The organism is Nonomuraea sp. NPDC054003 (assembly GCF_055585125.1).
Map to the genome: position 1 here is coordinate 349279 of NZ_JBVJKR010000010.1, position 14527 is coordinate 363805.

Genomic DNA, 14527 nt, shown 5'->3' on the forward strand with positions numbered 1-14527 from the left:
ACGCTGTCTATCACCCGTAAGAAGGGGCCGCCAGCGTATCGGCCGCCTCAGTCCTGTCACGGGGACCGGCCACGACGGCTTGTAGCATGACACGCCGAACAGAGACCCACCTCCTTGGAGTGCCGATGCGGCGGCCGGTCCAGCTCGTGATCGTCCTGACGGTCTTCATCGACCTGCTGGGGTTCACGGTGATCCTGCCGTCGCTGCCGTTCTTCGCCGCCGACCTGGGCGCCACCGGCATCCTGTACGGGTTCACGGTGACGGCCTACTCGGTCGCGCAGTTCCTGGCGGCGCCCCTGCTCGGCCGCCTCTCCGACCTGTACGGGCGGCGCCCCGTCCTGCTGCTGGCCCTCGCCGGCTCCGCCCTGTCGCTGGCCCTGTCCGGCGCGGCCACGTCGCTGGGCTGGCTCATCGCCGCCAGGGCGCTGGCCGGGGCCTTCGGCGGCAGCATCTCGGTCGCCCAGGCGTACCTCGCCGACGCCGTGCCGGAGGAACGCCGCACGGCCGCGATGGCGCGGCTCGGCATGGCCATCGGCACCGCGTTCGTGGCCGGCCCCGCGCTGGGGGCGGTGCTCGCCCCGTGGGGCTTCCAGGCCTCCGCGTACGCCGCCGCGGCGCTCGCCGCCGCCAACCTGGTCGCGGCCTGGTTCCTGCTCCCCGAGCCGCCCGGACGCCTTGCCGCCCCCGGCCGCACCGGCGCACCGGGGACCGGCGTGCTGCTCCTGTCCGGGACGGGCTTCCTGACCATGGCGGCGTTCGTCGGCATGGAGACCACGCTCGCCTTCCTCGGCAGGGACAGGTACGGCTGGGGGCCCGAGGCGATCGGCCTGGCCATGGCCGCCGCCGGCCTCTCCATGGCGGCCGTCCAGGCGGGGCCGGTCACGCTGCTGGCCAGACGGTGGGGCGATGCCAGGGTGGCGGCGGCCGGGGCGGTGGTGATGGCGGCCTGCCTGCCGGTCGTCCCCGCGGGCCCCGCCTGGCTGTGCGTGCTGGCCGTGTGCGTCCTGTCGGCCGGGAACGGCCTGGTCACCCCCACCGTGGCCAGCCTCCTCGCGGCGGCGGGCCCTCCGGACCGCCGCGGCGCCCGCCTGGGCGCCGGCCAGTCGGCGAGCGCCTTCGCCAGGATCGTGGGACCGGCGGGCGCGGGGGTGCTGTTCGACGCGGGAGTGGCGCTGCCTTACGTGGCGGGGGCGGGGCTGGCGGGGCTGGCGGCGGTTACGGTGCTGGCGGCTGGGAACTCGAAGGCGGTTTCCGTGGGGAACGAGAAGGCGTGATTGCTTTTCGTAAGTACCACCATGCGGTCGAGACGGTGATTCGGTCGCGATAGGCTGACCCACCCGGCGTGGAATATCTGGGTTGAGAGGTCGTGCGCTAATGGCCAAATCATGGCAAACCAGACATAGAACCACGCCGCATGAGGAAGTGTTATTACGACGTCAAGCGATGGCAGTAAGGGGTGAATGCCGTACGCCACGCACCGCGTTCACTTTGTCGCAAACTTGAGTCTAAGAGGCGATGGAGGACACGGAGGTGACCGAGGAGACTTACGTTGGCAGGTGGCGGCGGGTGGAAACGTGATTTCTCGCTGCTCTGGACCGGTTCAGCGGTTGCCCAGTTGGGCAACACGACCACCATCCTGACAGCGCCTCTCCTCGCGCTCTCGCTGACGGGCTCGACGATTTTCGCGGGCTGGGTCACTGCAGCTGCCACGCTACCGAGGATCCTGCTGCTTCTGCCGGTCGGGGTTCTGGTCGATCGCTGGGACCGGTTCCGCGTGATGTCCGTCAGCACGCTTATGCGGGTCTTCCTCGCGGGCTCACTGGTGGCGGCACTGTTCCTGCTTGATGGCGTAGCGGCTATTTTGTTGGTAATCGTGCTTTTCCAAGGCGTTTGTGTCGTATTCTTCAGTACGGCAGAGACGGCGGTCGTTCCCCGGTTGGTGCCGAATTCCGAGCTCCATACCGCTATGGGGCGCAACGAGGGCCGCACCCATGTGGCCACGCTGCTGGGCCGCCCCCTTGGTCTCTACCTTTTCGAGCTGCACCGCAGTCTGCCCTTCATCGTGGAGTTCGTGACCTCGGCCCTCGCGATGATGCTCCTGCGCGGCATCCGGAAGCGGAAACGGCAGGTCCCGAGGCAGAAGCAGGCGATGAGCAGAGCCGTCTTCGCCCGTGATCTGGGAGAAGGCTTCGCCTTCGTCCGTAAGGACCGTTTTCTGGCCACGACATTGGTCGTCTGCGCGCTGGCCAACTTCTTCTTCCAGACGCTGGCCCTGGTTCTCGTCCTGCTGGCATACGAGCGGCGGCTGTCCAACCTCGTCATCTACCTGCTGGTCGCCGCGTCAGGGCTGGGCGGCGTCCTCGGCTCGGCGCTCGCCTCTCGTATCCTGCGCTGGCGCAATCGTCCGCAGCTGATGATCATCGTCAGCGTGTGGTGCTGGCTGGGCGCGACCCTGGTCCTCCCGTTCGCCGAGGGCAACCCGATGATGTCCATCGCGGTGATGCTTCCCCTGGCTCAGGGGGGAATCGGCTTCTTCGGGGCGCAGCTCAACGTCGCTCTCGCTCTCTACCAAGCGTCCAACGTGCCCGAGAAGTTGCTCGGCAGAGTGACCGGCATCGGTCGGTTCCTCTCCGGTGGGGCGGTCCCCCTGGGCGCGCTGGCCAGCGGGTATGTCATCGCAGGTCTGGGCATCCGGGACGCGCTGATCACCGTGGCGGCGGTGGTCGCGATCCTGGCCATGGGGTTCACCCTGATGTGGTCACTCCCGAAGGTGACCGTCGCGCGAGAGGTCGTCACCCAACGCGCGAAGGCGCTCCTGAAGGGCCTTCTCCACTTCTGTCGCCGTTACTTGCTGCTGCGAGACACCGCGCGCGTACCCGAAGGCTGTGCTGACCTCGTCGCTCAGCATGCGCAGGTTGTCGTGGCTGGAGGGCGGGCACAGCGGCCAGAGTCGCTCGATCGCCACCGTGGCGGCCAGATATTCGGCCCGGACCAGCCGCAGCTGGGTGGGGAGATCTTCGCCGTCCAGCCGGGCGTTGCTGGACGCTCGCATGTCCAGCGAGATGCCGACGGACAGTCCCAGCCCCAGTACGGCCGCCTGAGTCTTGTAGTAGGCGTCCCAGGTCTCGCGGGCGCGAGCGTCCCGCCGTTCCACGTCGCGCTGCTCCTCAGCGGCCCTTCTCGCGTGCTTGGCCTTGGCTCTCTCGGTCACCACCGACCAGCCCGCGCCGGTGAACGCGGCCAGGACTGCGCTCGCACCCGTGATCAGCGCGACAAGAGCGGTATCGGTCGCCGCCGCGAACACGACTTACCTCCCGGACGTACAGGGCCAGGACGAGACAAGGGGGGACGGCTCACCCCTTCTCGAGATCGGCGAGGATCGCGTGCCGGAGCCGGCGGGCGCCCGGCACGTCCGCCTCCCGGTCGACGACGCCGCTGAGCACGGACAGAGCGGCCCGGGGCTGGCCCGCCTTCCAGAGGACCTCGCCCAGACTCGTGTGGACGGTGAGATCGTGCGGGGCACGGCTCACCGCCGCGCGGAGCTCTTCGATGGCGCAGGCTCGCTTGCCCTGTCGCAGTGCGATGCGGCCGAGGGCCGCGAGCGACCAGCTGACGGCGCTGTTGTCGCGCAGCACCTCATAGAGCCCTGCCGCGGTTTCGTAGTGGCGCTCCGCCTCCGGCAGGAGATCCTGCGTGGCCGCGAGATTTCCCAGTAGGGACTCCATCTCCGCGCGAGTGCGCGTAGCTCCCGGCGGACACGTGCGTGCGACGTCCTGCAACAGCTTGCCCGCCCGGTCGAACTCGCCGGCGAACCCGGCTTCGACGGCGGCGGACAGCCGGTCGCGGGGGTTCCTGGAGACAGCGGGCCAGAGCGAGAGGTCGAGTCGCCGCATCGGGGCGAGGAGCCGGGCGTGGACGCGTGCGCCCTCCCTGACCAGGTAGCGGTCTTCGAGCGCGTGGACCACCGGCGCGTGCAGGGCCGGCCCGCTGATCTCACCTGTCGCCGGGTCGGCGCCCCGCATCCAGGTGTCGAGCGTACGAGGGAGGATCCCGAGATCGGCCGCGACCTCGGCCAGTGTGCTCGCGCAGAACTCCAGCAAGGCCGCGTCGACGTCACCCGCGGTGGGAACCGGGGCGGGGTCGCCCCAGAAGTGCGAGCCGACGACCTGGAGAAGGGCGGGATCCACGGTGGGCAACCTGTTGCGGATCAGGTCGCCTTCGTCCCGGATCGTTCTGAGCTCGTCCAGAACGCTGACGATGTGGTGCTGGTCAGGCCGGTGCCCCCGGGTGACCACCAGCTGCCCCACCACGTCGGCGGCGGTCTCGGGAGAGAAGGGCCGCAGCTCGAACTCCGCCGGTTCGGCGATTCCCGAAGCCTTCACCAGGCGCGACAACTCGTCCAGATGCTCCGTACGGACGGACAGGAGCAGATGGAGGCGGGGCAGTTCTTCGACGGTCTCGAAGAGTTCCTCCATGAAGCGTCGCGCATGCTGCTCGTGCCGGGTGGGAGGCCGCAGGAAGGTTTCCGCCTGATCGATGGCGACCAGGGTGGGGACACCGTGGCCGTCCCTGATCTCCCGCCGCCGTAAGTAGTCGAGGAGCGACAGCCCTGTCAGCCGTGCGGGCATCTCGCCCGGCTCCCAGGAGGACAGCAAGCCGACCAGGTAAGGATTGTGCTGGGGGAGGGCGGCTGTGGGCCAGACGCGGGTAGACGGGGTCCGGCCCACGGGGAGCGGTCGCTTGTCGTGTTTTCGCAGCTCCGGGATGACGCCCGCTCGTAACAACGACGTCTTGCCGGCACCGGACGCCGAATGCAGGATCGTCAGACGATTGTCTTTCCACAAGCTCGCGAGATCGCGAATCTCGGCATTCCGCCCAAGGAAAAGACTGTTCTCGCCGGTGTCATAGGGCCGGGCCCCGATGAAGGGGTTGTCTTGTGGTGCGGAAATCGCTGTCATGGCAGACCTTGCATGCCGAGGACTCGTGAGGCGCGACTATTCGTCGGACGGCGTGCCTCTCCATACCTTCAAAAGCAGGGTAGCCTAGCGAAGCCATCGGCGCTCCGCCCACCACGATTAAAGGACGGCACAACCGGCTTTTACGGCCGGATCAATAGGCGGTGGGGACGACGTTGTCGAATCCGGCATACACCTCCTCCTTGGACGCGTCAGAGGAGAGGAGCTCGCGTATCTCTTCGTTGAGCGTAGCCAGGTCCACCACATCGTCCTGTCGTCCTGCGGCAGGGCATCGCATCGGCACGCTCCTCCAGGGGGTCAGTGGCGCGGGGGTGCTCATCATGGACCTATCACACATTCGACATCCTGCCTACTCCACGCGAAATCGGATCTCCATAATTGTGGCCGATGTATCCGTCCGGACCTGGTCGATCCCTGTTGCAGCGGCTATCGTCTTTGTTTCACACTCCATGTCCGCGGCAGGTTCCGCCGTGGGCGAGGCAAGCGGATGGAAGGCGGAGGGAATGCCCGACGTACCGCGGCCCACTGCGCGGCGAGCGATCGATTCTCCGGCAGTATGGAAAGTGCCACCCAGGAACAAGAATTTCACCGGCCGCGACGGCCTGCTGACCCGGTTACGCAACGGCATCGTCGATCAGGACACCGCCGCGGTCGTGCCCCACGCGCTGCACGGGCTCGGCGGTGTGGGGAAAACCCAGATGGCCATCGAATACGCCCATCGCTTCCGGGAGAACTACGACCTCGTCTGGTGGATTCCCGCCGACCAACCCGGGCTCGTCCGGGCGACCCTGGCGCAACTCGCCCCGAGACTCGGCGTCCCCGGCCCCACCACCACCGGCATCGAGGACTCGTCCAACGCGGTGCTCGAAGCCCTGCGCCGCGGCGACCCGTACTCCCGATGGCTGCTCATCTTCGACAACGCGGACGAGCCGGCAGACCTCCAGGAGGTGATGCCGCAAGGCCCGGGGCACGTGCTCATCACCTCCCGCAACCACACCTGGGAGAGCGTCGTGGACACGGTCGCCGTGGACGTGTTCCCGCGCGCGGAGAGCATGGAGTTCTTCAAGAAGCGCATGCGCCGGGCCATCAGCGACGAGGACGCCGACCGGCTGTCGGAGGCGCTGGGCGACCTTCCGCTGGCCCTGGAGCAGGCCGCCGCCCTCCAGACCGAGACCGGCATGCTGGCCCGCGAATACCTGCGCCTCCTCGAAGAGCGCACCAGCCGCCTGCTGAGCGAGGGCAGGCCCACCGAGTACCCGCATTCGATGACGGCGGCATGGGAGCTCTCGGTCGCCAAGCTCAAGGAATATCTGCCCGAAGCGATGGAGCTGCTGCGGACCTGCGCGTTCTTCGGACCCGAGCCCATTCCTCGTGCCGTCTTCTACCCGGTCAAGGGCCCGATCCGGCAAGGGACGACGACGCTGCTGGCCGATCCCATCCGGTTGGGCAAGGCGATCGGGCGCCTCGGCAAGTACGCGCTCGTACGGATCGAGGCGGAGGCCAACGAGCATCGGACCTTGCAGGTGCACAGACTCATCCAGGCCCTGCTCCGGGAGGAACTCGATCCCGCTGTCCAGGAGGAGATCCGCGAAGAGGTGCACTCCCTGCTGATCGGGGCCGCGCCGCAGGACCCGGCGGACACGGCGAACTGGCCGCGGTACGAAGCGCTTCTTCCCCACATCCGGCCGGCGAAGGTGGAGGAGAGCACCCGATCCGACGTCCGCGACTTCGCGCTCAACGTGCTGACGTACTTGAGCGCCTCCGGAAACCATCAAGCGCTCGATCAACATCTGGAGATCTTCCTGGAGCGGTGGACCGCCGACTCGGGAGAGCGGGACCTGCACGTGCTGCGCGCCCAGCGCATCAGAGGAAATCTGCTGCGCGAGCTCGGCCAGTTCCAGGCTGCCTTCGATGTGGACAAAGGGACGCTCGCGACCATGCGCGACGAGCTCGGCGAGGCACATCCCGACGTCCTGATCCTGCTCAACGGCATCGGCGCGGACCTGCGCGCCCAGGGCGAGTTCGGGGAGGCGCGGGAGCACGACGAGGACTCCGTGCGCCTCCACCGTCAGGTGCTGGGCGAGCAGGACCTGCTCACTTTCCGTGCGGTCAACAACCTGGCTCTCGACCTCGCCCTCATGAGCGAATACCAAAGGTCGCGTGACCTGCTGAAGGAAGCGCTCACCAGAGCACAGGCCGAGGGCCAGGCCCTGAACAGGGTGACGTTGCTCAACCTGTGGACGGGCCTCGGCCGGGCGGTGCGCCAGTGCGGCGACTACCAGGAAGCCTGCGACGTCGGCACCGAGGCGCTGGGCTACGGGCGGGAGTACTTCGACGCCGATCACCCCCGGATCCTGCTGGCGCAGAAAGAACTGGCCATCGCGCTCATGCGGGCCGGCGACCGGGAGGAGGCCCTCGAACTCGCCGAGGACACGCACGCCAGATACATGCGCGTGTACGGTCTCGACTCGCCCTGGACGCTGGCCGCCGCCACCTGCCTGGCCAACGCGCTGCGTGCCAACGGGCAGCCGGAGAAGGCCTTCGATCTGGCCCGCGACACGGCACGGCGGTATCCCGGCGTCTACGGGCCCGATCACCCGTACAACCACGGGTGCGCCAGCAACGTCGCACTCCTGTACCGCGTGCTGGGACAGCCCAAGGAAGCGCGCGAGCTGAACGAGAAGGCGCTCAAGGGCGTGGAGAGCAAGCTGTCCCGCGGTCACCACTATGCCCTGTCCATCGCCGTGAACCTGGCCAGCGACTATGCCGCTCTCGACGATCTGGACCAGGCGTGCGCCCTGGGCCTGGACACGTACCGGAGACTCACCGAGTTGCTCGGCGAGAATCACCCCACCACGCTCGCCGCGGCGGCGAACCTCTCGGTGGACCTGATCAGAGCGGGTGAGACCGAGGAAGGGCAGCGCCTGTCCAGCGCCACCATGGAGCGGTACCACCGAACGCTGGGAGAGGAACATCCGGACACCATCGTGGCCGGTGAAGGCCGCCATCTCGACTGGGACTTCGACCCGCCGCCGGTCTAGGGAAGGCTGCCGGCGGTGCTGGCGACTCTGCCGCGGATGTGCGTGACCAGCCGATACAGGTCCCCGCAGTAGACGGACCTGTTGCGGAACCCGGTGCCCGTACGGTAGCGGTGCGGGTAAAGTCCGCCGCCGCAGGTCCGGACGATCTCGCAGGAGAGGCACTCGTGCGAGAGCGCCTGTTCGCCGATCTGGCGGGCCGCGATCGCGGGGAGGAGAAGCGCCGTGTCGAACGAGTCGCGCAGGACGTGCAGCAGCGTTCCCGCCGCGCCGTCGTAGGCCGACTTGAGCGTGTCCACCTGTTCGATGGCCCCGTTCGTCTCCACGACCACCACCGCCACGGGGGACAGGCCGATGGTCTCACTGCGCGAATGCCGGCCGCACAACAGCCGGATGATCTCGCTGAACAGCCTGATCCGGGTCCTCCGCGGAGAGGTGGCGCACCAGCGGTCGAAGATGGTGATGAGCCAGTCACCGTAGGGGGTGCGGGAGTCTGACCAGTTCGGCGGTGGTTCGTCCCAGTTGCCGTGTGGAAGGAGGAAGTCCACCACCGGCGGCTGGAACTCCAGCAAGGACTCGTAGGTGCTGAGAGGGTCGTTCTCCAGGTCCACCGTACATAGCAGGCCGCTGAAAAGATGCCGGTACTCGTCGGCGGTGAGGAGCCGCAACCCGCGCCGGACCTCCGCGTAGGTGCCTCTGCCGTTCCCCCGTCGCCGGTGCCGATCGTGTGCCTGCTCATCGCCGTCGACGCTGACTCCTACGCGGACGTCCAGCTTGCGGAACAGGTCGAGGAACGCCTCGTTGAGGAGCACGCCGTTCGTCTGCACATGGACGATCAGATCGACCTCGGGCGGCAGGGCGGACCGCAGGGCGGTCACCGCGTAGTCGATGTGGTCCACGCCGGCCAGCAACGGCTCGCCGCCGTGGAGGATGACCTCGACGCGGGCGAGCCCGTGAGCGGCGGCGTGGTGCGCGATCCGTACGGCTGTCCGGTCGATGACGGCCTTGGACATGCGGCGCGGCATGCTCCGCCAGCTCTGATCGGCCATCTCGTACATGTAGCAGTAGTCGCATGCGAGATTGCAGCGGCTGTGTAGCTTGAGAATGAACTGGCGGAAAGGAGTGGGCCGCCATCCGGATTCCAGGAGTCCCGCCACATCGAGGCCTGACGGCCACGCGGATAGCGGTGACTCGATGTCCGGACCATGGGCTTCTCGCAAGCCGACCAGCTCCCCGGAAAGGCGAATTCAAGGTGTGCCCCGATTCGTCCCGCTGCGGCATGCCCGAGTTTAAGCACCGGCAAACGTGCACAAAAGGTCAGCTTTCGGTACGACTTTGGGCGTCAGCGTCGAAGAAAGCCTCCCGGCTGATGGACCACCGTTCGTGCAACCGCCAGGCTCCACCGACATGGATCTGGGTCGAGACGCCGGCGCGCAGGGTGAATCCGGCGGCCTTGAGCAGCCGGGCAGAGGCGATGTTGGACGGTTGCACGTCGGCTTCGACGCGGGGGAGCCGGAGGTCGGTGAACGCGAAGCGGAGCGCGAGCTCCAGCCCTTCTCGCATGTAGCCCTTCCCCATGGCGGGGGCGAAGGTGCCGAAGCCGATCATGGCTCCGTGCTCGCCGATCCCGTTGAGGTTGACGAAGCCGACCAGGGTGTCCGCGCGGGTGAGGCGCACCACGTGGCCGATGGATGTGACCCCGTCGAAGCGGCGCAGGTAGCGGTCGAAGGCGTCGGGAGTGGTCGGAGTGGTTATCCACAGTCGGTGGACGCTGGTGCTGATGTGCGCCAGGGAAACGAACTCGTTCCGGTCCTCATGCGCTACTCTGCGTAGTTTCACGCGGAGATGTCGCTCAACGGGCACGTGTCCAGCCTAGGGGGAAGCGTTCTCGGTCGGAGCGAGGGTGATCCTTGACCGGCGGCATGTTTGTCCACAGGCATGGCGTGCCTTGAAGGGCCTGAGAAGTGGTGTCCCGGAAATCGAGGTCGGGAATTTCCGGTCTTTCAAGATCGTATGTAGGCGAACTGGACGACTTTTGTGAAGGATTTGCCGGAAATAGAGCACGACTATTCCTGATGCCGGAGAGAAGTCAAAGTCTCTTTCGACAGATGTGTTTGGGGGGATTCCTGGGTATATCGGTGCTACCGTCCGAAAAAGACGGTTCGAATCCGATCGGGGGAGGCAGAAATGGCTCTGACGAGTGGATGCGGAAGGCGAGGCTGCTGCAGAAGGCGTAGGTGCTGCGGCGGCTGTCGCTGCAACCGATGCTGCCGTAGGTGGTGGTGTTGGTAGTGGGAAGTCGGGAGGGCCGGCGGGTTACCCGTCGGCTCTCCCTCCAATTCTCCGATCGGGGCGAGCGGGGGATGCTGGCGCCGACGGTGACGTTGCGCCGGACATTTCGTGAATTCTGGCCCGATACCCGTGGGCTGCGGTGGTTCTTCGCAGCCGGGGTGCTCTTCGCGGTGCTGGCCTCCCTCTGTGAGGTGGCCGCGATCCGGTTGTTCGGCTACATCACCGACGAGGTGCTCGCCACCCGCGACATGACGTCGTTCTGGACGCCGGCGTTCGCCTGGCTGGGGCTGGCGGCCGTGGCGGCCGTGGCGTCGATCGGGGGCGCGTACGCGACGGCGGTGGGAGCCGAGAGGTTCCTGCTGCGGCTGCGTGACCGGGTGTTCGCGCACCTGCAGAAGCTGTCGCCGGACTTCGCCGAGAACCGCCGCCTGGGCGACCTGATGGCGCGGCTGACCGACGACATCGCGGCCATCCAGGAGCTGATGGGCTCGGGGCTGGTCAAGCTGCTGACGACGGTGACGAGTGCCATCTTCTTCGCGGGGGCGGCGTTCCTCATCCGCTGGGACCTGGCGCTGATCACGATCGCGCTGTTCCCGGCCTTCCTGATCGCCTCGAAGGTGTTCGCGTCCCGGTTCCGGACGGCCTCGGCCAGCGAGCGGGCCAGCAACGGCGACATGAACAGCGTCATCGAGGAGGGCCTGGCGAACCAGGCGCTGGTGCACGCGTACAACCGTGAGGAGACCGAGTCGCGGCGGCTGCACCGCGCGGGACGCCGCTGGCTGTACGCGAACCTGCGGCAGGCGTGGCTCTCGGGCGTGTACGGGCCGCTGATGCAGGTGCTGGAGACCGTCTGCCTGATCGTCATACTCGGCGTGGGCGCCTGGGAGATCACCACGGGCCGGCTCACGCTCGGCGGGCTGCTGGCCTTCGCCGCGTACCTGGCCATGCTCTACCCGGCGGTGCAGAACCTGGGGGAGATCGCGCTCACCGTGTCGGAGGCGGCCGCCGGTTCCGACCGGGTCATCGAGGTGCTCAAGGTGCGGCCCGCGGTGACCGACCGGGAGGACGCGAAGCCGCTGCCGGGCCGCAGCCGAGGCAGGATCGCGTTCGACGGCGTCACCTTCACCTATCCGGGTCGCAGGCGGCCCACGCTGGTGGACCTCTCGTTCGCCGTCGAGCCCGGCGAGCTGGTCGTGTTCACCGGGCCGAGCGGCGCGGGCAAGTCGACGCTGGCCAAGCTGCTGCTGCGGTTCTACGACCCGGAGTCGGGGCGCGTGCTGCTGGACGGTTCGGACATCCGGGATCTGACCACGGAGTCGCTGCGCGACAACATCACGATCCTGCACCAGGAGACGCTGCTGTTCTCGGGGTCGGTACGCGACAACATCGCCTACGGGCGGCCGGACGCCTCGACCGACGAGGTGATCAAGGCCGCCGTGCTGGCCGGGGTGCACGACTTCGTGCGAAGCCTGCCGCACGGCTACGACAGCGCGGTGGGCCAGCGCGGCAGGCTGCTGTCGGGCGGGCAGCGGCAGCGGCTGGCGATCGCCAGGGCGATCCTGCGCGACGCCCCGGTGCTGGTGCTGGACGAGCCCATGACCGGGCTGGACGAGGCCACGGTCGCCCGCGTGATGGAGCCGCTGCGCCGGCTGATGACGGGCCGCACCACCATCATGATCACCCACGACCTGCGGCACGTCCCTGAGGACGCCCGGGTGATCGACCTGGAGCCCGTGGCGCCGCGCAGCCCGATCAAGTTCAGGCGGTGGGCCTCCGGCACTGATATGTCGGTCCGCTGACGTACCGTGTGCTGGTGCGTGAGGACGGGTACGAGCTGGAGTTCGAAGACACCTTCGACGACGACGAGCTGGACGCGCGCAGGTGGGTGGCGCGCTACCTGCCGCAGTGGACCACCGGCGACCGCTCGCCGGCCCGTTACCGCACCGGCGGCGGGCGGCTGCGGCTGCTGATCGAGGAGGACCAGCCGCCGTGGAGCCCCGAGCTGGAGGGCGGCCTGCGCGTTTCGTCGCTGCAGACCGGCGTGTTCGCGGGCCCGGTCGGCAGCTCGGTCGGCCAGCACGGGCGCGGCGCCGCCGTGGTCCGCGAGGCCCAGGCGAACGTCCGCCTCTACACCCCTCATTACGGGCTGATCGAGATGCGGGCCAAGGTCACCGACGACCCGCGCGCCATGTGCGCGCTCTGGATGATCGGATACGAGGACGCTCCGGAGCGCTCGGCCGAGATCTGCGTCTGCGAGATCTTCGGCCGCGACGTCGGCCCGGACTCGACGGGCGTCGGCATGGGCGTGCACCCGTTCGGCGACCCCGCCATCACCGACGACTTCACCCGCGAGAGGCTGCCCATCGACGCCCGCGACTTCCACACCTACGCGGCGGAGTGGACGCCTGACCGCGTGTCCTTCTTCGTGGACGGCGAGCACATCAGGACGGTCCGCCAGTCACCGGCCTATCCGATGCAGCTCATGCTCAACGTCTACGAGTTCCCCGGGCCCGAAAGCGGCCCGTACCCGAAGGAGTTCACCGTCGATCACGTGCGCGGTTACCGGCGGACGTGAATGGGCCGGCCCCGGATCGCCGGGCCGGCCCTTCACCTGTCAGCGGGTCAGCGCAGGGCGTTCCGCATCGCGGTGATCAGTTCCCCGTTGGTCGTGTCACCGCTGAGCTCCCAGAAGAACGCGCCGCCGAGGCCCTGGTTCTTCGAGTAGCCCATCTTGCCGCCGATCGTGGCCGGCGTGTCGTAGCTCCACCACTGGTTGCCGCAGTGCGCGTACGCGGTGCCCGCGACGGTGCCGGTGGCGGGGCAGCGGGTCTTGAGCACCTTGTAGTCCTCGATGCCCGCCTCGTAGGTGCCCGGAGCCGCGCCGGAGGCGGTGCCGCCGGGGGCGGCCTGGGAGACGCCGGTCCAGCCGCGGCCGTAGAAGCCGATGCCGAGCAGCAGCTTGCTCGACGGGATGCCCTTGCTCTTCAGCTTCTGGATCGCGGCGTCGGAGTAGAACCCGGCCGTCGGGATCCCGTTGTAGGAGGTGAGCGGCGAGTGCGGGGCGGTCGGGCCCTGCGCCGCGAAGGCGCCGAAGTAGTCGTAGGTCATGACGTTGTACCAGTCGACGTACTGGGCGGCGCCCGCGTAGTCGGCGGCGTCGATCTTGCCGCCGTTGGTGCCGTCGGCGGTGATCGCGGCGGTCACCAGGTTGGCGGAGCCGAACCGGGCGCGCAGCGCCTGCATCAGGTTCCGGAACGCGGCCGGGCCGCTGGTGTCGCAGGTCAGGCCGCAGGCGTTCGGGTACTCCCAGTCGATGTCGATGCCGTCGAAGACGTCCGCCCAGCGCGGGTCCTCGACCAGGCGGTAGCAGGACTCGGCGAACGCGGCGGGGTTCCGGGCCGCCTGGCCGAAGCCGCCGGACAGGGTCCAGCCGCCGACCGAGAGCAGCACCTTGATGTGCGGGTGCTTCTGCTTGAGCTTGCGCAGCTGGTTGAAGTTGCCGCGCAGGGCTCCGGTGTCCCAGGTGTCGGCGACGCCGTCCACGCTCTCGGCCGCGCTGTAGAAGCGGTCGTAGTCGGCGTAGGTGTCGGTCAGCGCGCAGCCGCCGTTCCGCGCGTCGGCGAAGGCGTAGTTGATGTGCGTGAGCTTGGCCGCCGAGCCGCTGGTGTCGATGTTCTTGACGTGGTAGTTCCGCTGGTAGACGCCCCAGTTGACGAAGTAGCCGAGGACCTTGTCCCCGCCTCCGCCGCCTCCGGTGGAGGTTCTGGCGGTGACGGCGGCGCTGGCGGCGGAGCGGTTGCCGGCGGCGTCGCGGGCGCGGACGGTGTAGGTGTAGCTGGTGTCGGCGTTCAGGCCGGTGTCGGTGTGGGTGGTGCCGGTGACGGTGGTGACGAGGGTGGAGCCTCGGTAGACCTCGTAGCCGGTGACGCCGACGTTGTCGGTGGAGGCGTTCCAGGCGAGGGAGATGCTGGCGCTGGTCACGCCGGTGGAGCGCAGGTTGCCGGGCACCGAGGGGGCCTGCGTGTCGTTGCCGCCTCCGGTGGAGGTTCTGGCGGTGACGGCGGCGCTGGCGGCGGAGCGGTTGCCGGCGGCGTCGCGGGCGCGGACGGTGTAGGTGTAGCCGGTGTCGGCGTTCAGGCCGGTGTCGGTGTGGGTGGTGCCGGTGACGGTGGTGACGAGGGTGGAGCCTCGGTAGACCTCGTAGCCGGTGACGCCGACGTT

Annotated in this window: 9 protein-coding genes; 5 read left to right on the top strand and 4 right to left on the bottom strand. The window is 68.3% G+C overall.

What is annotated here, in order from left to right; genetic code table 11:
- Positions 1-125 precede the first annotated feature (125 nt).
- Positions 126-1274: an MFS transporter gene (locus ACZ6YG_RS27280; RefSeq protein WP_466019563.1), complete on the top strand. Its 1149-nt coding sequence runs from the start codon at positions 126-128 to the stop codon at positions 1272-1274.
- 275 nt (positions 1275-1549) lie between these two features.
- Positions 1550-3439, top strand: coding sequence for an MFS transporter (locus ACZ6YG_RS27285; protein WP_466019564.1), 1890 nt, complete (start codon positions 1550-1552; stop codon positions 3437-3439).
- On the opposite strand, the gene ACZ6YG_RS27290 is transcribed toward ACZ6YG_RS27285, so the two are convergent.
- Positions 3354-4958 (bottom strand): tetratricopeptide repeat protein, encoded by a 1605-nt coding sequence (locus ACZ6YG_RS27290; protein WP_466019565.1) that lies wholly within the window; start codon positions 4956-4958, stop codon positions 3354-3356. The two genes, ACZ6YG_RS27285 and ACZ6YG_RS27290, sit on opposite strands and share 86 nt — an antisense overlap.
- A 581-nt stretch (positions 4959-5539) precedes the next feature.
- Here ACZ6YG_RS27290 and fxsT point away from each other — a divergent pair.
- Positions 5540-8017 carry an FxSxx-COOH system tetratricopeptide repeat protein gene (gene fxsT / locus ACZ6YG_RS27295; protein ID WP_397196085.1) on the top strand — a complete coding sequence of 826 codons (2478 nt, stop codon included), beginning with the start codon at positions 5540-5542 and terminating at the stop codon, positions 8015-8017.
- Here fxsT and ACZ6YG_RS27300 read toward each other — a convergent pair.
- Complete coding sequence (locus ACZ6YG_RS27300) at positions 8014-9171, bottom strand: FxsB family cyclophane-forming radical SAM/SPASM peptide maturase (protein ID WP_466019566.1); 1158 nt, start codon at positions 9169-9171, stop codon at positions 8014-8016. The genes fxsT and ACZ6YG_RS27300 overlap by 4 nt on opposite strands.
- Before the next feature lie 160 nt (positions 9172-9331).
- Positions 9332-9853 (bottom strand): GNAT family N-acetyltransferase, encoded by a 522-nt coding sequence (locus ACZ6YG_RS27305; RefSeq protein WP_187281495.1) that lies wholly within the window; start codon positions 9851-9853, stop codon positions 9332-9334.
- 452 nt (positions 9854-10305) lie between these two features.
- On the opposite strand from ACZ6YG_RS27305, the gene ACZ6YG_RS27310 reads away from it, so the two are divergent.
- Both ACZ6YG_RS27310 and ACZ6YG_RS27315 read left to right on the top strand, forming a co-directional pair.
- The gene (locus ACZ6YG_RS27310; protein WP_466019567.1) at positions 10306-12105 is read left to right on the top strand and encodes an ABC transporter ATP-binding protein; all 1800 of its coding nucleotides are present in this window, start codon (positions 10306-10308) and stop codon (positions 12103-12105) included.
- Positions 12106-12119: 14 nt separating this feature from the next.
- Positions 12120-12881 carry a glycoside hydrolase family 16 protein gene (locus ACZ6YG_RS27315; protein ID WP_466019568.1) on the top strand — a complete coding sequence of 254 codons (762 nt, stop codon included), beginning with the start codon at positions 12120-12122 and terminating at the stop codon, positions 12879-12881.
- A gap of 47 nt (positions 12882-12928) precedes the next feature.
- Here ACZ6YG_RS27315 and ACZ6YG_RS27320 read toward each other — a convergent pair.
- On the bottom strand, positions 12929-14527 hold a 1599-nt coding region (locus ACZ6YG_RS27320), incomplete at its 5' end, for a glycoside hydrolase family 18 protein (protein ID WP_466019569.1).

Excerpts from the sequence above, each read along its gene's own strand:
- ACZ6YG_RS27280 (WP_466019563.1), top strand. The coding sequence starts at position 126 with ATGCGGCGGCCGGTCCAGCTCGTGATCGTCCTGACGGTCTTCATCGAC.
- ACZ6YG_RS27290 (WP_466019565.1), bottom strand. The coding sequence starts at position 4,958 with ATGACAGCGATTTCCGCACCACAAGACAACCCCTTCATCGGGGCCCGG.